We start from the raw sequence: 18,229 nt of genomic DNA on the forward strand, positions 1-18,229 counted from the left end.
TTTAGGTATGAATGCTTTTGTGGTGGGACAAATTCCATAATATGGCGCGCCAAAAGGCACGCAAATGCTCGAATTGTCGCTTGACCAAAAATGTCAAGGTGTTCTTTGGGATTGATACGAAAGCCTGGAAAAGCAAGCTGACCATCAATTGAAAAGGTTTGAAATTGCGCCGGGCGAAAACGATTCGATTACGGGCAATGTAATAGGTCTTCAAGGGGCTGAACTTTCCAGTCGAAAGGGATTCTTTATGAAGGATATAAGAGGCTGGCTGGTAATAGACTTTGTACCCTGCCCTTTTGATCATTTCGGCCCAATCGTGCTCTTCGTAATACAAAAAGTAGATCTCGGTCATCATGCCGACCTCATCGACCACACGTTTTGGAACCATCATGGCCGCACCGTGTATGGATTCCGTCTCTCCAGCCTGATCATACCCCCCTTCGTCTTTTTGATGATACCCGATCGAGTTATTTCGAATGGTATATTGGTTCATCGGGGTATAACCCGCGTACTGTATCAAAGAAGCATCCCAATGGAATTTGATCTTGGGGCTGACCATTCCGATTCCCTGATCTTTCTCCAAGGTTTCCACCAAAGGCTCGATAAATCCCGGGGGTACGATGGTATCGTTGTTGATGAACAATAAATAGGCGCCCTTCGCGGCTTTGACCCCGAGGTTGTTGCCCCCGGCGAAACCCAAATTAATTTCGCTTTTGATCAAATTGACCTGTGGAAACTCCAGTTTGATCCGGTCGGGATCGTCATTCGGAGAGGCGTTGTCAACAACGATGACCTCTATATTTCGATAGGTCAGTTCTTCAAGAGACCGCAACATGTCCAAGGTGACCTCCGACTCGTTATAATTGATCGTGATGATCGATACCAATGCTTGTGTATTCATGGTGTAGCTGTTTCGTTTTCCAATAAAATTCCTTTCTTTTTCATTAGTTCCCGGTCCATCCGCGGAGCGATGAACATAAAGACCATGCCCGTGTACATCAGGATACAGGTCGGAAATTGGCCGAACACCCCATTGCCGTATGAAGCCCCCATTATGCCGAACATGCCGCATACCAAGGCGGCGATTTGACCGCGCAGCCAATCGTCACGTACTTTGAACATCACATTGTAAGCCCCCGTAATCAACACGAAGAAGAGGATGAACAGGTGTAAATAGAGTCCGACCACACCGGTATCGGCCCAAATGGCCACAAACCAACTATCGGTCGCGGTATTGGCCAAAAAGGTATGGGGCGAGAAACGCTGGCCCCAATTTCCGGTCGAACCGATACCCCCGCCGAAAGGGCGTGATGCCAAATAATTACTCAATTTCCGTTGGTTGGCGAGCCTTACTTGCAAGGAGGCGTCGTTAGGATCGAAGGCCGTTCGCATTCTTCGAATCTGGGCGTTGTTGTTCATGATCGTGGTATACTTGAAAAACACGAATACCCCGATACCCATGATCGCACCGGCCACCAAAATCGGAATGTTCTTCCTGAGGATCAAGAACATGATACCCCCAGCTGCAGGTACCGCAATGGCTCCACGGGTACCCGAGATCAACATCCCGTACAAGCCTGCCAAGGCCACCACGATACAGAAAATGCGGAACTTTTTGCTTTTGGTAAAAAGGGCCAAGACCCCGAATACCACCCCGGCATGACCTTGCGAGGCCCCGAATTGACCGGCGTCTGAATAGAACGAAAAGATGCGTAGCTTTCCGAAAAGTACATGGGTCAACGACCCCCCATTGTCCAACCATTTTTGTTCAAAGGGATCGACCCCGAAAAAGAGCTGTTGGCAGCCTTTGAGCGTACCCAGAAATGACATGAGCCCCCATATGATGAAGAACAACTTCAGGTCTTTGGGTTTATCGAATAGGATAAACAGCAACGGCACGATCATCCATTGGTAGAGTGCCAGGCCACGCATGGCGTAGAACCAAGCTGCAAAACTGACCGCTTCCGGATTGACCGCCTGAAACAGGGCATAGCCGAACCAAACGGAAACCAAGATCGTCAATTGTGATTTGGCCTTGCTCCAGGGTACTTTGATTTTGAAGGCCTTAAAGAAAAGGGCCAAGTACATCAAGAACATCAAGCCGTCGATCAACAAACCCCATGTCATGGGCACATAGCGACCAAGGCCCAAGATCAAAAAGTTCAAAACGAAAATGGTCAACAAACCCAATTTCGGCCGTTGGAACAATACCCCCATATAGACGATACCGATCGGCAAAATCACCATGCCGATTCCGGCTACAAGGCCTTTGGTTGCTGTGAGATGGGCGGTCAAAACCGCGACCGACAACAAAATGGCGACCGGCAAGGGTTGCTTTAGGTGATCCGTTCCATATGTGCGTTCGAACGGGTTCATGAGCCGATATAGGTTTTGATATTTTTAAAGAAGAACAGGCCTTCGGGTAAAATCTGCCTCGAACTGATCTGGATTTCCTTGCGTAAAAAATAGAAGCCCAAAACGATGCCCAACAAGGTGAAGAACACGGTGCCAACGGCCACGGCCACCAAACTTTCGAAGACAAAGACGGCAACGATGTCGATGACGATATTCGATAAGGTCATGAAAATGACCTTGTAGAGATTCAATTTGGGGCGGTTAATACTATCCAACAATACCCCGGTAAACCGATCGACCGGTAATAACAACGTATAAACCGTAAAGACCCTGAATACCAAAGTCAATAGTGGCAAGGATTCACGGTATTCATCGCCTCCTAAAAAGAGTATCAGGTATTCGGCGAAAACAAAACACCCAATGGCCACCGGAACGAATAGCAGGGTCACGGCCCCAGAGTAGGTATAGAATAGTTTTCGTACCCCTTCAAAATCGCCGGCCAAGCTTTTTCTTGACATCCGCGGATACGCGGTCATGGTAAAACTTCGCAGGGGAATTCCCAATAGGTCGGTCAATTTAAGCGGGATGGCGTACATGGCGATCCCAGCTGACCCCAAGACAGGGCTCAGTCCGATGATCAGGGTATCGGCGCTTTTTAGCAGGCTCGAACCGATCAGGGTGCCCATGGAGAATTTACCGAAGTTGATCAGTTCTTTTTCCGTGGCGCTTTCCGCAAACTTCAAATAGGAAAGTCCATCCCATTTCTTAAGTGAACACCAGCAACTGGAAATCAGGTTTACCCCCAAATTGACCCAAACGATTTCCAACAAACCCAATTTGAAGAACAAACCGTTCGCTATTAAGAAAACGACGAACAGGCCTACATTCGCCAAACGTACCAACATCATGCGATGGAAGTTCTGTTCGGCCTGGAACAAGGCGGAAGCGGTGTTCCATCCTAAATTGAACAAGGCCAAAACCGGATACCACCTAAAGAACAATAAGTATCCGTTGTTCATCTCGATACCCAAGCCGTATTGCATACCCGCCACCGACCAACAGACCAATACGATCAAAGCCAACAACAACAGGTTGATCTTATAACTCGACCCTAGAAAACGTTTGAACGACTCATCATCGGCACCTGCCAACAAGCGTACTACCGAAGTTCGGGTCAGCCCGAAGCGTAAGAGATCCACAAAAGTGGCCAAGGTGATGAACAGCACCCAATCACCGAATTGCTCTTTGGGCAATTGCCGTGTCAACAACATGAAACTGACCAATCCCAAAAAGGCAATGACCATATTCGTCAATAGGGAGGATACGTTTTTTTCCTTACCGATATTTTTGATTTTCTGCCACATTACGCCACGGTCTTTTTGGTGAAGAATCGGAATTGAACGACTTTCTTGACCCAACGACGGATCAGGGATCGTTTCTTCGGCAGGTCACCTAATACGGTTTCCATTTCCAACACCTTGACCCCATTGAGTATGATCGTCGGTTCAGGTCCGGTGGTGGCCTCATTGAAAAGTGCTAGGGCATTTTTATCGGCTTCGCTCCATGCCCGATTGGCCCGGGTGACCAAGAAGGTATAGTCCATGGTCGAAGCCAATTTTACCGGAAAGGGGTTCTTGATGATACTCGGAATCTCGAGGATGACGAAATCAAACCGGTTGAAATCATCGATTTCCTTCGCGACATCGAACTCCTGAACTGATGAAATCTTATAAAGTTGATCACTGACCGGATACAGGATCTTATGATAGCAATCGTTACTCAACCCGAAATCGAAGGCATCATAGGTGATATGCAAGACCTGGTAGTCAAGTTCACACAATTTGGCCACCAAATGGCTGCATACATAGGTCTTACCCTCTCCTTCTTGGGTAGAGAAGAACAGGTTGACGACAGGTTCATTTGCTTCTTCCTTCTTGAATTGGTTCAACAGGACGTTACGTGAGATCGCATTGACCGCCTTGTTCTGAAGATAAGCGTAATCTATTTTTTTCTTTTTGGAACTGATGACCGGAAAAATGGACGAAACCGTAAGTCCGATTTTGTCCTCGGCCCGGGGCGCGGTGTTCAAGTTGCCGTCCAAAAATTCCAAGACCAAGATGGTAAAGGCCACCAAGATGAATCCGGCCATACCGGCTACGATGACCAACATCATTCGTTTACTAGGTTTCGGACTGATCGGGAAAAACGGCACCTCGATCAGTTTCAAATTCGATTTGAGTTCGACATTCTGTTGCCTCAGTTTCGCCAATCCCAAACTGTGCAAGAGACTGAGGTATTCACGTTCCGCAATATCGATTTTCCGTTCGAGCCGTTTCATGGTCGCCCCCAGTGGGGAAAATACCTGATAGAGTTTTTCAAATTCCAACCGTTTTTGATCCATCACCCGCAATTGGGCCTTGGTGCCCTCAAAGTCTATGGTATTGGTCAACCAATCGGTTAGGATACTGGTTGTGGCCAAACTCTTTTCATCATAATCGGTAGTGTAGAGTTGGTTGACCTGACCTTGCAAATCTGACTTTAAGCCGATCGCTTTCTTGGTCAGAACGACCACCTCTTGGGCATTTTTCTCACGGGTAATCGAATCGGTCTCAACCCCAAGGGACTTCATAGCGATTTCGAAATTCACATCGGCCAGATCGTTGCGCAATTTCATGATCTGTTCGCTTGATAAGCGTTTCATCTCATGGGTCGCAAGTTTTGATTCAAGGGTCTGTAATACCGCCTTGGCCGCATGGTGTTTGATGTAAACTTTCTGGTATTCGAGCTCGAAATGCTCTTTCTCAGAAGCGATGTGTTTGGTCTGTTCGTAATAGTTGATGATGTTGTGGGTGCGGTTGAAGGCGAGCAATTCATCTTCGGCTCCCCTTAGGTCACCCGTAGACTCTTGTAATTGCCCTTCAAAATACTTGACCACCGCATCGGATTGGTTCACCTTGATATCGGCATTCAGTTTTACGAAGACCTCACAAAGGATCAATAGCGTATTTTGGCAAATGGCCGGGTCATCGGCCTCGAATTCGATATCGACGAAATCACTACTTAGAATTCGACGCACCCCAATGCGACCGACGATTTTCTCGATACTGTAATCCGGGTGTTTTAGATTGATCAACTCATAGATGAAATTCGTATGGTCTGATTCTTTGAGTTTCTTAAAGTTATCGAAGGTGGCCGCTACATCGCCTTTGACCACAAGGGCCTTGACGTCTTCGGGCACCATTTCCATCAAGGCATCATACTTGGCCTTTGAAATGACCTTGGTATCAGCGCTATCGAGCGACATATGTTGCGCGAACAATTTCAACGCGACCGTTTCGATGGTCGTTCGGGCTTTGATCAAGTTCAATAAATTATCATAGGCCGTATTCGTAGCCCTAAAGTCAAGTTTGGTATTGTCCAGCTCGATAGTCGAACCCGAAGCGATACCGGTGTAGACCCTAGCCTTTGAATTGAACACCTTGGGTTCGTTCTTGGTCAATTGAAAAACCAAAACCGCCAAGATGACGGGTACCAAAACCAAAAGCCCCACATGGCGGAGCAAAAGGCGGATGAAAAAAAGTAGGTTGAATTTCTTCATGCTATATTTCGATCTGGATACCGACCGTTCCTTCCAAGGATTTCAAGGCGATCAAGAACTCGGCTCGCTGTGATTCATACGAACTGATGGCCTGGTTCAACATTTGCTGCAACCGGGTATATTCGGTCACATTGATGATGCCGTTCGCGAAATCCTTTTCGGCTCGGATCGATTGTACTTTATAGGTTTCGACAATGGAGTTCGAAATGAAGAAGAGGCGGTGCGCCCGAATGAGGTCATTGTACTGCCTTACGATCAGCTGTTCCAACTCCCAAATGGCGAACTCTTTGTTGTATTTGGATTTATCGGCCTCGGCTTTGGCATTTTTGATTTCGCGGTTTCGATTGAAAATCGAAGACAAGGGTAATTTTATCGAAGCGCCCAGGGTATAGCGGCTCTGTTCGGTTGAAAACAAGGTTTGACTGCCTGGATCCCCAGCGATTTGTTGATTGCTCAAATTATCGAAAATACCGTAGCCATAAGCGGCTTCGAGATTGATGTTACGCAGCCAAGCCTTTTTGGTCAAGGTTACCTGACCGTCCCAATACTCGTAATCGGCGTCGAAGAACTTTAATCTCGGAGAGTTGTTTTTGGCAATGGTAATGAGGCTGTCCAGTGCCGGAAGCCGCTGCGAAATATCATTGGCTTCCAATCCTTTTTTTACAAAATCATTGATGGATTGACCATACGAAAGGTTCGCAATCAGTACAATTGCCCATAGTGCCCCAAATCTTTTCCCCATTACTACACATTTTCTTTTTGGAATACGGCTTTGAACGTTCGTAGAATGATCCACATATCGATCATGAAGGCATATTTGCTGTTCGCATATTTGACATACTTGACATCCAATTGCTTGCGCTCCTCAGGCGACATTTTAGAACTTCTACCACGAGCCTCGACTTGCCATAATCCGGTAATTCCGGCTGGTCCATTGAAGCGTTCGGTCCATTCGTCAGTGGTCAACATTTCAGCTTCGTACAAGGGTAATGGCCGGTTGCCAACGATCGACATATCGCCCTTCAACACATTGATCAATTGGGGCAATTCGTCGATACTCAACTTTCTGATGATCTTGCCGACCTTGGTGATCCTGGGGTCGTTGTCGAACTTGACGAAAGCACTGTCAGCACTTTGCTTTTTCTTTTGGTTGTGGAAATTTTCATCCACCTCGGTATCATCACCGATCAATACCGTGCCTTTCTCAAAAGGTTGCTGGGTTCCGGAACCCGATTCATCCGACCCTTCATCATCGTGTACATACTGATTCAAATGTTCGAATTCTTTCAAACGTTTATCGGCATCAGGATACATGGAACGCAACTTCAAGAAATTGAAAATGCGATAGCCGGTACCCACCCGTCTCGAGATGTAATAGACCTTGCCTTTTGATTCCAATCGAATGGCAAGGATGACCAACAACAAAAAGGGGGAAGCGAGCAATAACACCCCCCCGGAAAGGAAGATGTCGAAACTGCGTTTCCAGAAACCGATCTTATACTTTTTGGTCTGCGGAATCGAAGACGTGATTTCCTGTTTTCGCAGGTTGGATTTCAACTCCTTGAGAAACCCGATCCGCTCTAAAATGGTATCGAAGCTTATCGGATGGTTGAAGAAATCGTCGAAGCCGTTCTCAAGGGCCATGAGCTTGTCTTCACGACTGACTTGTGTACCCAACAAAACAAACGGGATTTTTTTTGAGGGATCGAAAGTCTTTTCGATGTAGGACTTCAACAACTTCAAATCCTCCTCACTATTCAGGTTTTCACAAAGGATCGCATCGACCACTTTGTGGACGTTGACCCATTTGTTGTTCTCAAAATCGGTATTGTTATGCAACCATTTCAAGGCACTGACCACGTTTTCGGCCACACTGACCGAAACGTTTTCGGCCAAGCGGTGAAACTCTTGGGCAAACCTTTGATTGGCACCGATATAGAGAATCGATGTTTGTTGTTGGGTAATTACTTCCATGGGGTTTAGTGTCGGATTAACAACTTGTCAACGCGGATCAATAGCTCTTCCGGATTAAAGGGTTTCACCATATAATCATCAGCGCCGAGGCGTAAGCATTCGATACGATCGCTGCTGCTATCACGGCAGCTCAAGACGATGATCGGGATGTCTGAGAACAGCCCGGTTTCCTTGACCCTTTTGATCAATTCGAAGCCATCCATTTCAGGCATTTCAAGATCGGTAATAACCAAGTCGGGCATGTTGCCCTCTTGCAGCCAAGAAAGTGCCGCCAAACCATTCTCGACTGTAGTCACATTATAGGACTGCCCTAAGAACTGGGCGACCAATTCGCTAAGGGACTGTTTGTCGTCAACAACCAATATTTTCATAATATTTCTTTTTTGTAGTACTTATTTAAACGAAATGTAGGATTATTAGTACGTTTATAGAATTCAATGTTGTAAAAGCAAGCCGAACTGTTGCCAGTTCCGCCATGCTGTATGTTAGCTCTTTTGGTAAGCCATCATCAAAAGGGCATTCCTAGATATCAAAAGAACGGGGGGTGTTGGAAGAATTTGGATCCTTTCGGTGTATCACCGGTTAGTAAAGACCAATGACAGGAAACCATCGGTGGGTATATCCAAAAAAAAAGCAGGCCAAGCCCGCTTTTTTTTAAAATGATCATATGGTATTGTATTATACCCGATCGGAACTAAGAATGTAATCGGTATTGGTCATATCCATAATTTGGGCGATGTCTCGGTTTTGTTTGCCCACAATCGAAACCACTTTGTTCCTTTGGGCGCCATTTTTATAAAGTTGCTCAAAAAACAAAGCCCCGCTCGCATCCATTTCCGTTACCCCTTCAAGGCTGACGACCATATGGTCGTTGGCCTCCAAGACCGTTTCGAAATAAATGTTCAATGCGCCAAGGTTTTGTGAGGATACATTGCCCAATACTTCGAACAAACCTCTACTTTCTCTAATTTCCAATGCCATTTTATCTATTTTAATTAATCTAATTTAAGGTCATAGCAGGTTCAAACGTTGCATCAAACCTGGTCGGTTCGACCTGCTGATCGGTATGACGTTTCGCTCGATCAGAACGCTATTGTCTTGTATATCTATGATTTTCGTAAAGTTGATGATGAAAGATCTGTGGATTTGGAGAAACAGCGATTCGGGTAATTTTTCCCTTATTTTTTTTAAGGTAGAATGCACCCTAAAAAACGAATCGGTCGTCTTGATCTCGATATAATCCCCTTTGGCCTCAATCATTAAGATCTCCCTGAATTTCAATTTGATCAACCGTCTATCGATGTTGATGTACAAATCTTCTTCGGCCAATGGTTCGATGGTCTGAGCCATCTGCTGTTGCGTTGTTTCAGCCAACATGGGTTGCTGCTGCGGTGCATTGCAAAGCTTATCGATCGTTTTCTGAAACCGGGAACAGCTGATAGGCTTCACGAGATAATCCACAATGAAATCATATTCGTATGCTTCGGTCGCAAAATTCTTGTCGGAAGTCGTCAAAACGATTTTCGGAGGTTGCTTCAAGGTCTGGATGAAATCAAATCCGGTCAACATCGGCATATGGATATCCAAAAAAATCACGTCAATGGGATTTTGATTGACATATTTCAAGGCTTCCACTGCATTGGGAAATTGCGCTACCACCTCCAGTTTGGGAGTCACTCGGCATAACTCCGCGACAATTTCACGAGCCATGACCTCATCATCTACAATGATACACTTCACTTTACTCGATTTTTAAAATAAACTCCTCGACCAGCTCCAATACCGACATGAACTCTTCTTTAAGCTTCACATCGCCGTACTTCAGATCTTCTTCATATTTGATGGCCAGTTTATAGCCATCGTTCAGGCCCAAAATGCCAAGCTTGTGCTTGATTTTATGGACCACCTTGGCACTCTCTTCCAGCTCTTCGTTCGCCAAGTTCTGCAGGTAGTCTTCTTTCTCTTTAGGGAACTCTGCCTGTATGATCGACAAGAATTTCTTCTCGAACTCTTCATTGCCCCCAGCGATTTCCTTGATATAATTCAGGTTGGGTACCTCTGTCATCATATTTTGGTTTTAATGGTAAAATAAAAGGTGGTTCCCTTGCCCTCGTCCGAGGTCAACCAAATGTCACCTTTGTAGTAATTGATTATTTTCTTGACCAAGGCCAAACCGATACCGGTGGCATTGGCATCGTTCTCCAACTTCTTGAACATGTCGAAGATCCCGGTCTGTAGGTGTTGTGGTATGCCCTTTCCATTATCACTAATGGCGAACAACCATTTGTCTTCCTTTTCTTTGGCCTGTACGATAACCCGGCCGTTCGGGTTCGCCTCCGTAGCCGAAACCGCATTGGTCAACAAGTTTTTGAACAGCTGTTCGATGCGGTACTTCCCGGTATGCAATACGGGCAAAGCTCCTTCGATTTCGACACTGACATTGTCAGGGACATATATGGTCCTTTCGATTTCATCGATCAACAGATTGATATCGACATCGGTCAACTTCTCTTCTAAGGAATCAATGGTGGCATGCCGAAGGATCCCGTCGATCAAGCTATCCATCTTGGCCAGGTTTTGGAAAATGAGTTCGAAACTTTGCTTGCTTTGATCTTTAAAATCATCGTGGCAGTCTTCGAAAACCCAACTGACCAATGAATGGATATTACGTATTGGGGATTTCAAATCATGCGAGACCATGTGGGCGTAATTGTTCAATGACTCGTTCTGTTGTTCGAGATTACGCATCAGATGGTCCTTCTCAGCAGTGATTTCAACGATTTTGGTGGTTTGGTTTTCGATGTTTTCAACCAATCGTTGCGGATCGAAACCGAGTTCCCCATTCTTCGAGATCTCGGTTTTGCTCTCCATTAATGCTACGGCCTTACTCAGCGCCTCAAGTACTTTTCGTTGACTTTCAGTCTCACGGTTCAATCGTCTATTGGCCTCATAAAGCTCCGTAGAACTCAAGGAGGTCGCACGTTGAATCATCGAAAGCTTTTCCTCATAATCGGAATAAGACTTCCCTATGGATTCAAAAAACTGATCCAGTCCCGAATCTTCCTTTAAGGCTTCGGGCAAGTACTTCTTTATTTGTCGCTTCAGCAGGCTGTGCATCTTACTCGCTCATTAAGGTTAGCGTCATGGTTTGGTTATGCAATTGGCATTCGTTCTTTCCGGCAAATGGCGCCATCTCCCCATAGGAATAAAAACCGGTGATTTTGGCGCTGCCTCCAATAACATCCATGACCTCTTCGATTTCTTCCTCGGTCCGTTGGGCCAGTACCAGTTTTCGACCGACACAACTGACCAAAATGGCCAATTCCGGTTCGCTTTTTCGGTTCTCCATGGCAAATTCAGCCGCATTTGAAGCCCCTTCGGCGATATCGTCCATGGTCGACATCATCAACTGCACTTTCGATCCTACGGGTACATCGCCTGCTAAAATCATCGAGTTGGCCTCTTCATCTATGTTCAAAATCGTTCGTACCAAAGGTTCCGCATCCTCATGCTGCTGCACGGTCAAAGGATAGAGCAAGGCTGCCTGTGGCAATTCCTTCGCTTTTTCACCCAAATAGGTTTTATAGAGATCCAAGGCAGGTTGCCCATCGATCTCATAGAGTATATTGTCGGTGGACTTGGTAATGGTACGTTCCGGACCGAAAGCCGTCCATCCCCCATAATTGGCATAGGATACTTCTAAGGATTCCCCATAAAATCCGATGGCCACCACTTCCCCCTGCTTGGGATCTTCGTTGTATGAGGTCAGGGTTTTCTCGAATCGGGCGCCATCGCCACAGAGGCCTCCGGTAATCGAAGCGGCAAAACCATCGGCCGACTCCAAGCCTTCGATCAACCCACTACCGTTGACAAAACTACCATCGGAGACGATGAACAAGTGCCTCAAATCCCCCTGGTCGAATTTTTCAGCGAGGGCCTTTCCCATTTTCTCGATATCGACGAAGTCTTTAACATTTGCACTAACGATTTGAAATCGGGTCTTTTCAAATTCAATGGCCGTCAAAGTGATGGTCTCTTCGAACACATTGGTCTCCATGATCTCGCCCGAGGTCGAACCGAAAACCAATTCCCCATCCGGGTAAAGATCGCGAAGCTCTTGATAAATCCCCTCCTGTTCAAGGATGAAACGATCCCCAAAGACCAATACCAAAGGTTGGTTCAATGGTTCGTTGTTATTGAATTCCCATTTTCCTGTTTTCGTTCTCCTGGCTTGATTGATTTTCATGACATTACTTTTTAGGATTGCTGTTTATTTTTTGATGGTAAAATAAAAGGTGGTTCCGACCCCGATTTCACTATCGAGCCATACCTTGCCTTCATATCGATCGATGATCTTCTTCACAATCGATAATCCGATACCCGTAGAGCGTTCGTTGTTACCAATCGATTGGAAAATCTTGAATATTTTCTCATGGTATTCTTTGGGGATGCCCACCCCATTGTCTTTGATACTGAATTGCCAGTGGGTCTTGGTCTCTTCACTAGCGATTTCAACCAAACCGACTTCCTTATCAATGTTGACCACCGCATTGCTCAAAAAGTTCTGGAACAGTTGATGGATCTTCGTCTGATCTGCTTGAATGATGGGCAGTTGATTCACCACCTTGATGCTCACATGATCCGGCATGTAGATGATCTCTTCGATTTCCTTGATGACTTGGTTCACATCGACATCGGTATCTTCCAAAGTATCGCTGTTGACCGTTGAATACTTCAAGATCCCGTCGATGAGCTTATCCATCCCCTCTACCTTTTCGAGCATCATTTGCAGGTTATATCGGCCGTTCTCATCCAATTTGTCTTTGTAATCATCGTACAACCAGCTTGCCAAAGCGCTAACGGAACGCAAAGGGGATTTCAAATCGTGCGATACCACATGGGCGTATTCTTGTAGCCCTTTGTTACTGGCCTCCAACTCGTTCAATAATTTTTGTTTTTGAAGTTCAAGCAGCTTTTGCGAGGTGATATCCAAATGCACTCCGATCGAGCCGATGACTTTACCACTATCATCATAACGTGGTGCGGCACTGATCAACCAATGCTTGGTCTTACCCGATCGTAGGGTAACCTCGACCTCATAAGAATCGGACTTGCCTTTTCTCCTTTTCTCGAATTGTGATTTGATGTGCTTGGTGTTGGTATCGTCCAAATTCATGACTTGAAGGACGTTCTTACCGATCAAACTGTCATCTGGCAACTCGATCATCTCGGCATAGCGGTTGTTCACCATTAAAATCTCTTCGTCGGCATTGATCTCGACCAAGCCCAAATTCATATTATTGATAATGCTGCTGTACTTTTCTTTTTGGATTTCCAGATTGCGACGATAGTTCTTTCTAAAGGTGACGTCGTTATAGCTCCATAAATGGCCTTTGTAGACATCGTCGACGAACAGGGGGATGTAGTCCCTTTCAAAGGTGCGGCCATCGGCAAGCTCCAACTCATCCGATAAGACCAATTCCTTTTTACGCAAAATGTGATCGATGCGCTTTATCAGATGATCTGGGTTTTCGAAATGGTCTTTGTATTTCAACAATTGCTTTTGACAATTGACCCCTTTTAGTTTTTGTGGTTGGATCGGAATATGGAAGAGGTCACAGAACTTTTGGTTGGTCAAGACCATTTTACGGTTCTCATCTTCCAGTAGGATTCCCGTCTGCAGGTTGCTGATCAAGGTGGCCAGTCGTTCTTCGGAAGCCCTAAGCCGCTCTTCCGATATCTTATCGCTGGTGATGTCTTCGATCATGGCGACCTTGTAATCGATTTCCCCTTTCTTGTTCCGTACCGTGCTGACCGAGGTCTTGCCGTACAGGGTTTCTTTACTTTTCTTTTGGAACTTTCGGACCAAGGCGAATTTATCGGCCTCCCCGCGTTCGTTCTCCTCGATCATATCTTGGTAAAGCGAGATGTCTTCAATGGTCGAAATATCATTGATCGAAAGTTTTTTCAGTTCGCTTTCCGAATACCCTAGCAGCTCGGTAAAGGTTTTGTTTGCCTTGACGATCTTGTCTTTAACGATCAAAAGAATCCCTAAAGACGAATTTTCAACAATGATGTCTTGTTGCTGTTTTTGATCTTCGAGCAGTTGCTTGATCTCGATTTCACGGGTCACGTCGCGAATCACGCCTTGCGCCGCTATGGGCGACCCACTCTCATTATAAATCAGACTAGCGTTGATATTGACATAGCGTTCCCCATGGTTTTTGGTCCTGATTTTGGCCAGGTAGTTTTTCAACACCCCAATCTGTAACAGGGTCTTAAAAGACTCTGCTGTGTATTCAAGATAATCTTCGTGGACCAGATTCGATAAAACGAGTTCTTCCTTGGTATTGTCATACCCCAAAAACTCTTTGGCGCTCGCATTCATATTGACCACTTTGGTGGTCATGTCCATCACCACATAAGGGTCGATGATATTGACGAATGCCCCATCGATACGAGAGCCCTCTTTGGTCAACAAGGACTCCAAACGCCCGTTGGCCTCTTTGAGGTGCAACGAAGCATCGTATAGCTCTTTCGACTTGCTTTCCAAAAGGCGTTCTGCAGCTTGGCGGGCCCGTTTCTCTCGAACAAGGGCCCGTTGCAACAGCTCGATCTCGGTTTTATCAGCCTTGGACAACGGTGAATTTGACTTCGGTTCCTTGCTCATTCAATAGTTCGTAAACGACTTCCACTTTTTCCTTAAAATGTTCAAATGTTTTTTCGATCAATCCATGCGCCAAGGCATAAAGACCCCTGGTCGAGGTGTAGATCATGACCAGGCGATCATTGGTTTTCTCCAAGATCTTAAATGTCGGTAATTCGGCGTCGGGATAGAGTTTCTTTACATGGATGTGGATGTGGTCTTCAATGGAATATAACAACCCAAGTGGGTTCGTATAGCTTTCGACCACTTCAGGATGCGATTTCAACAACCCACCAAAGAGATAGTTCCCAAAGGAGAACAACAAATCATTGGCTTCCAATTGGGTCTCCTTGCTCAAATTGGTGAGCAATTGCACCATTTCATTAAAGTCATAGGTTCCTACGGCCGTATAAGCACCTTCTGAAGGAAGGTCGGCTTTTTCAATTATGGTGTCTACCATTGCAAGTCCGAAGGTGGACTCGACCATATCCAGAAACTCAGTAAATACAATTCCTTTCATAATAAGAATATTACGATTTAAAAGTAGGAATTGTACTACTTTACTTAAAAAATATGTTGTGAAATCGCCTTTTTCGTTAGGCTCTGATGAGTTCGCTGATTTCCCAATATTCGAAAACACGTTTTAATTTGTTTTCGTAATCCTCATATTTTAAGGGCTTTATGATATACCCAGCGATTCCGATTTCAAAACATTTAAGTAAATCGGCACGATTTTCAGATGTGGTCAAAATAATCGTAGGCAGGTATTTCAATTTTGGATCCCCCTTTAATACGGTCAGAAATTCGATACCACTCATACGGGGCATGTTCAAATCCAAAAGGATAATATCGGGCAGCTTACCACCTTTCAAAATCGATAAGGCCTCTTCCCCATTTTTGGCTTCGATAATTTTGTGTTTTGATTGAAACTTCGAAATCGCACGTTGCAATTTCATTGATTCGATCATATCATCCTCTATAAACAATACATCCACGACTAGACATTTATTTCATTATACAAAAGTCCGTCAAAGTGACGACATAAAACCGTGCGGGGGGACGAATGGTCATTTACCTTCGGTGAACGGTAAAAAGATATCGATGAAATTAGCAATTTTTTTCTTACAATTGTAGCTTACCCTGGATTTTCCCCTTCGAGTTTCAAACGCTCTTTCTTTGGAAGTTTCGAAACCACCAACTCATAGGAATGATCGATCAGTTCGCAGATCATTCGTGGCTCGAGCTGTTCTAACATAATCGTATTCCAATGCTTTTTGCTCATGTGATAGCCTGGTATGACGGTTCCATCGTATTCCTCCCTTAATTCCAACGCCCGCTCGGGGTCACACTTCAAATTGGCTTGGGGGGGCATACGCTCAAGGGCTACCAAGGCGAACATCTTGTTCATGACTTTAAAGACCAAGGTATGCTCATCGAAAGGAAACGATTCGGTCACAGCCTGTTTCCGCAAACAATAGTCCCTGAATTCCTCAACGTTCATCGCTCGGTCCCGATAGCGTCATAAACGATGACCTTGGTCCAAAGATGCTGGCTCTCTTCAATGAACTTCAAATGGGCCGCCTCTTTTTGGTAGCCTTCTTGGTCGGCTGCCGAAGCAAAGGTGACGATCAGGTTGTAGGTAAAGGATCCGTCGACCACCTCACGCGTCGCTTTGGGCGGTGTGCCTATAAAATCGGTTTTCGCGAATTCCGAGTTATCAAGAAACGTTCGCAATGATTTTTCGAAAGCGGCTCGATCCGCTTTGCTATCGGGGTGCTTCAGCCAGAAATAGACCGAATGCACGAAAGAGGCATCGAATTCAGATGCCGGGTCGGTTTGGGCCATGGCACTCGTCATTAATAATAAGGTGAAAATTGAAGTACAAAGTAATCTCATGTTCATTGGTTTAAAAACTGTTGGTCCGTCTCAGAAATCTCGATGGCCGAATAATCCAATTGCCACCCGATGGTCTCTACGATCTTCTCGATCAAAAGTACGGCTTGTAAGGCTTCTTTCTTAGCCGTTTCCATCAATCCACTTTCCGGGATCATCTGCTTGATATGCTCGATCGAGTTTTGGTTCAATTGGGTGAGGTCATCAGGCGAAAACGAGTTGAACCAACCGTTCTTGATATCGTAGAATTGTAGGTCGGGCTCAATCGATAGGATCTCGGGATCCGGAAAATCGGTAAGTATGATCCGCTTGCCGGCTTCATCGGCTTGTAACTTCACTTTTTTAAGGTCATATCCGATTTGGGCCTTGGCCTTGATGACCACCAAGGCTTTTTTGGTACTGTTCCATAATTGTAAGAAGCCTTCCTTATTGTCTTCATACCGATAGATTTCGGCGAAATCACCCTCGACCGATACCAGTTTGCATACGCTTCGAATACGGTCTAGCAAGACTTGGGATTGGTGCTTGGTGCGCGCCTTGCCCCTTTTCTTCCGAAATAGGCCAATGGTCCAATACGTCACTATGGCCCCGAGTATAATTCCCAAAAATGCTTCGACCAAACTATCCATGTCCTTTGCCTATTTTCCCAAGGTGGGTGAAGGTAAACCCTTTTTCGTATTTGAGTCCGTATCCAAAGATACGATCCATAGCGGCATGTGAGAATAGGATAATACCGATAACCTCAAACACCTCAACCTGCAACAGATACTTCCCGACAATATAAAGGAGTATGGCAAGCCCCCTATGGTGGAACACATTGTAACAAAAGGCACCAGCTTTGTTGCCCGCTACATACCCCAGCATGCCGATATCAGGCGTTAAGAGCAACACCAAAAACCACCACCAGTCCAAATCGGTATCCAAAAACAGTACAAAGCCCAGCGCCAACAGCATGAGTTCTTCTAAACGGATCAAGGTTTTCATAAGTGCAGTGGTTTGTACAATATGGGGCGCGAGGGGGTCGCATCGTTCTCAAAAGGAGCCGTCTGTAAGTTCAATACATAGGTGCCGTCTTCGATGGCATTGTCGGCAAAGATGAATTCGGTGATGGTCGCGTTTGTTCGGGCGGTACCTTCCGTATTCCAGAACGCCTTATGGGCCAATAGGGCGCCACCGTCCTTTTCCTTGTCTACCGAAGGCAAATCGACCAATAAGTGTTCGACCCCTTTTTCACGCAACCAAACTGCGGCATCTTTTAAAAGGTAGGGCGGATTGCTATGTGCGTATTGCCTGGTTTTCTTATCGGGAAGATTGGGGATGGTACGGATAATGACCGCCTCCCTTTTCCTATTCCCTAAAGCATATTGTAGTTGTTTCTTCGAAATCACGAAATCAGATGCTTGTTTCTCAGGGGCCACCGTAATCAATTCGGCCAACCAGAAATAGCGCTGCAAGCCGGTATTGATCGAATGGAACCCTTCAGTGATATGACCCAAACACTCGGTATGGGTCACATGGGCATGTGGATTAAAGCGGATGTCGTTGAAATTGGTACTACTGCCCTGTGAAACGCTACCGATGAAATCCCCGTTGCGATGGGGTTCGATACTTGGGGCGTCGACGTACCAAGCGTTCACGTTTTCAGACCCGTGCCGCATCGGAATCGATATATCCAAAGGGTTATTCAGGTCGATGGTATACTTCTTCGAACGGTATGTGATGGAGGCCTGCAATAAAACGGTCTTATTCTTCGTGAAAATTTA

At 45.6% G+C, this 18,229-nt stretch carries 20 protein-coding genes; all 20 read right to left on the reverse strand.

The features are described from left to right. Position 1: 1 nt before the first annotated feature. Complete coding sequence (locus ABV409_RS01925) at positions 2-901, reverse strand: glycosyltransferase family 2 protein (protein ID WP_353875852.1); 900 nt, start codon at positions 899-901, stop codon at positions 2-4. Continuing rightward, complete coding sequence (locus tag ABV409_RS01930) at positions 898-2,376, reverse strand: O-antigen ligase family protein (RefSeq protein ID WP_353875853.1); 1,479 nt, start codon at positions 2,374-2,376, stop codon at positions 898-900. Before ABV409_RS01930 ends, ABV409_RS01925 begins: the two co-directional genes overlap by 4 nt. Beyond that, complete coding sequence (locus ABV409_RS01935) at positions 2,373-3,719, reverse strand: oligosaccharide flippase family protein (protein WP_353875854.1); 1,347 nt, start codon at positions 3,717-3,719, stop codon at positions 2,373-2,375. The genes ABV409_RS01930 and ABV409_RS01935 overlap by 4 nt, the downstream gene beginning before the upstream one ends. After that, a complete protein-coding gene (locus ABV409_RS01940; protein WP_353875855.1) occupies positions 3,719-5,953 on the reverse strand; it encodes a GumC family protein in 2,235 nt (744 codons plus the stop codon). The genes ABV409_RS01935 and ABV409_RS01940 overlap by 1 nt, the downstream gene beginning before the upstream one ends. A gap of 1 nt (position 5,954) precedes the next feature. Then, positions 5,955-6,695: a TolC family protein gene (locus tag ABV409_RS01945; RefSeq protein WP_353875856.1), complete on the reverse strand. Its 741-nt coding sequence runs from the start codon at positions 6,693-6,695 to the stop codon at positions 5,955-5,957. Positions 6,696-6,697: 2 nt separating this feature from the next. Beyond that, on the reverse strand, positions 6,698-7,927 hold the full coding sequence (locus tag ABV409_RS01950; protein WP_353875857.1) for a sugar transferase: 1,230 nt from the start codon (positions 7,925-7,927) through the stop codon (positions 6,698-6,700). 5 nt (positions 7,928-7,932) lie between these two features. Next, positions 7,933-8,298, reverse strand: coding sequence for a response regulator transcription factor (locus ABV409_RS01955; RefSeq protein WP_353875858.1), 366 nt, complete (start codon positions 8,296-8,298; stop codon positions 7,933-7,935). A gap of 307 nt (positions 8,299-8,605) precedes the next feature. After that, positions 8,606-8,908 carry an STAS domain-containing protein gene (locus tag ABV409_RS01960; protein WP_353875859.1) on the reverse strand — a complete coding sequence of 101 codons (303 nt, stop codon included), beginning with the start codon at positions 8,906-8,908 and terminating at the stop codon, positions 8,606-8,608. A 30-nt stretch (positions 8,909-8,938) separates the two neighbouring features. Continuing rightward, entirely contained in the window at positions 8,939-9,667 is a 729-nt protein-coding gene (locus ABV409_RS01965) for a LytR/AlgR family response regulator transcription factor (protein WP_353875860.1), read from the reverse strand. 1 nt (position 9,668) lies between these two features. Continuing rightward, positions 9,669-9,995, reverse strand: coding sequence for an Hpt domain-containing protein (locus ABV409_RS01970; RefSeq protein ID WP_353875861.1), 327 nt, complete (start codon positions 9,993-9,995; stop codon positions 9,669-9,671). After that, a complete protein-coding gene (locus ABV409_RS01975) occupies positions 9,992-11,044 on the reverse strand; it encodes a sensor histidine kinase (protein ID WP_353875862.1) in 1,053 nt (350 codons plus the stop codon). Before ABV409_RS01975 ends, ABV409_RS01970 begins: the two co-directional genes overlap by 4 nt. Before the next feature lies 1 nt (position 11,045). Next, positions 11,046-12,173, reverse strand: coding sequence for an FIST signal transduction protein (locus ABV409_RS01980; RefSeq protein WP_353875863.1), 1,128 nt, complete (start codon positions 12,171-12,173; stop codon positions 11,046-11,048). 24 nt (positions 12,174-12,197) lie between these two features. Continuing rightward, the gene (locus ABV409_RS01985; protein ID WP_353875864.1) at positions 12,198-14,597 is read right to left on the reverse strand and encodes a PAS domain-containing sensor histidine kinase; all 2,400 of its coding nucleotides are present in this window, start codon (positions 14,595-14,597) and stop codon (positions 12,198-12,200) included. After that, positions 14,554-15,093, reverse strand: a complete 540-nt coding sequence (locus tag ABV409_RS01990; protein ID WP_353875865.1) for a heme NO-binding domain-containing protein — start codon at positions 15,091-15,093, stop codon at positions 14,554-14,556. Before ABV409_RS01990 ends, ABV409_RS01985 begins: the two co-directional genes overlap by 44 nt. Positions 15,094-15,169: 76 nt before the next feature. Then, positions 15,170-15,568: a response regulator gene (locus ABV409_RS01995; protein WP_353875866.1), complete on the reverse strand. Its 399-nt coding sequence runs from the start codon at positions 15,566-15,568 to the stop codon at positions 15,170-15,172. A 140-nt stretch (positions 15,569-15,708) separates the two neighbouring features. Then, positions 15,709-16,074, reverse strand: a complete 366-nt coding sequence (locus tag ABV409_RS02000) for an MmcQ/YjbR family DNA-binding protein (RefSeq protein ID WP_353875867.1) — start codon at positions 16,072-16,074, stop codon at positions 15,709-15,711. Then, positions 16,071-16,469, reverse strand: coding sequence for a Dabb family protein (locus tag ABV409_RS02005; protein WP_353875868.1), 399 nt, complete (start codon positions 16,467-16,469; stop codon positions 16,071-16,073). Before ABV409_RS02005 ends, ABV409_RS02000 begins: the two co-directional genes overlap by 4 nt. Positions 16,470-16,471: 2 nt before the next feature. Beyond that, on the reverse strand, positions 16,472-17,095 hold the full coding sequence (locus tag ABV409_RS02010; RefSeq protein WP_353875869.1) for a DUF4230 domain-containing protein: 624 nt from the start codon (positions 17,093-17,095) through the stop codon (positions 16,472-16,474). Next, the gene (locus ABV409_RS02015; protein ID WP_353875870.1) at positions 17,088-17,450 is read right to left on the reverse strand and encodes a DUF4260 domain-containing protein; all 363 of its coding nucleotides are present in this window, start codon (positions 17,448-17,450) and stop codon (positions 17,088-17,090) included. The genes ABV409_RS02010 and ABV409_RS02015 overlap by 8 nt, the downstream gene beginning before the upstream one ends. Further along, the gene (locus ABV409_RS02020; RefSeq protein ID WP_353875871.1) at positions 17,447-18,199 is read right to left on the reverse strand and encodes a cyclase family protein; all 753 of its coding nucleotides are present in this window, start codon (positions 18,197-18,199) and stop codon (positions 17,447-17,449) included. The genes ABV409_RS02015 and ABV409_RS02020 overlap by 4 nt, the downstream gene beginning before the upstream one ends. Between the last annotated feature and the right edge of the window lie 30 nt (positions 18,200-18,229).

The organism is Flagellimonas algarum, assembly GCF_040513375.1.
GTDB classification, from domain to species: Bacteria; Bacteroidota; Bacteroidia; order Flavobacteriales; family Flavobacteriaceae; genus Flagellimonas_B; species Flagellimonas_B algarum.

Coding starts and splice junctions, on each gene's coding strand:
- ABV409_RS02015 (WP_353875870.1), bottom strand. CDS start 17,450: ATGAAAACCTTGATCCGTTTAGAAGAACTCATGCTGTTGGCGCTGGGC.
- ABV409_RS01935 (WP_353875854.1), bottom strand. CDS start 3,719: ATGTGGCAGAAAATCAAAAATATCGGTAAGGAAAAAAACGTATCCTCC.
- ABV409_RS02010 (WP_353875869.1), bottom strand. CDS start 17,095: ATGGATAGTTTGGTCGAAGCATTTTTGGGAATTATACTCGGGGCCATA.
- ABV409_RS01950 (WP_353875857.1), bottom strand. CDS start 7,927: ATGGAAGTAATTACCCAACAACAAACATCGATTCTCTATATCGGTGCC.
- ABV409_RS02000 (WP_353875867.1), bottom strand. CDS start 16,074: ATGAACGTTGAGGAATTCAGGGACTATTGTTTGCGGAAACAGGCTGTG.
- ABV409_RS01925 (WP_353875852.1), bottom strand. CDS start 901: ATGAATACACAAGCATTGGTATCGATCATCACGATCAATTATAACGAG.
- ABV409_RS01955 (WP_353875858.1), bottom strand. CDS start 8,298: ATGAAAATATTGGTTGTTGACGACAAACAGTCCCTTAGCGAATTGGTC.
- ABV409_RS01940 (WP_353875855.1), bottom strand. CDS start 5,953: ATGAAGAAATTCAACCTACTTTTTTTCATCCGCCTTTTGCTCCGCCAT.
- ABV409_RS01970 (WP_353875861.1), bottom strand. CDS start 9,995: ATGATGACAGAGGTACCCAACCTGAATTATATCAAGGAAATCGCTGGG.
- ABV409_RS02005 (WP_353875868.1), bottom strand. CDS start 16,469: ATGAGATTACTTTGTACTTCAATTTTCACCTTATTATTAATGACGAGT.
- ABV409_RS01945 (WP_353875856.1), bottom strand. CDS start 6,695: ATGGGGAAAAGATTTGGGGCACTATGGGCAATTGTACTGATTGCGAAC.
- ABV409_RS01960 (WP_353875859.1), bottom strand. CDS start 8,908: ATGGCATTGGAAATTAGAGAAAGTAGAGGTTTGTTCGAAGTATTGGGC.
- ABV409_RS01975 (WP_353875862.1), bottom strand. CDS start 11,044: ATGCACAGCCTGCTGAAGCGACAAATAAAGAAGTACTTGCCCGAAGCC.
- ABV409_RS01980 (WP_353875863.1), bottom strand. CDS start 12,173: ATGAAAATCAATCAAGCCAGGAGAACGAAAACAGGAAAATGGGAATTC.
- ABV409_RS01985 (WP_353875864.1), bottom strand. CDS start 14,597: ATGAGCAAGGAACCGAAGTCAAATTCACCGTTGTCCAAGGCTGATAAA.
- ABV409_RS01990 (WP_353875865.1), bottom strand. CDS start 15,093: ATGAAAGGAATTGTATTTACTGAGTTTCTGGATATGGTCGAGTCCACC.
- ABV409_RS01930 (WP_353875853.1), bottom strand. CDS start 2,376: ATGAACCCGTTCGAACGCACATATGGAACGGATCACCTAAAGCAACCC.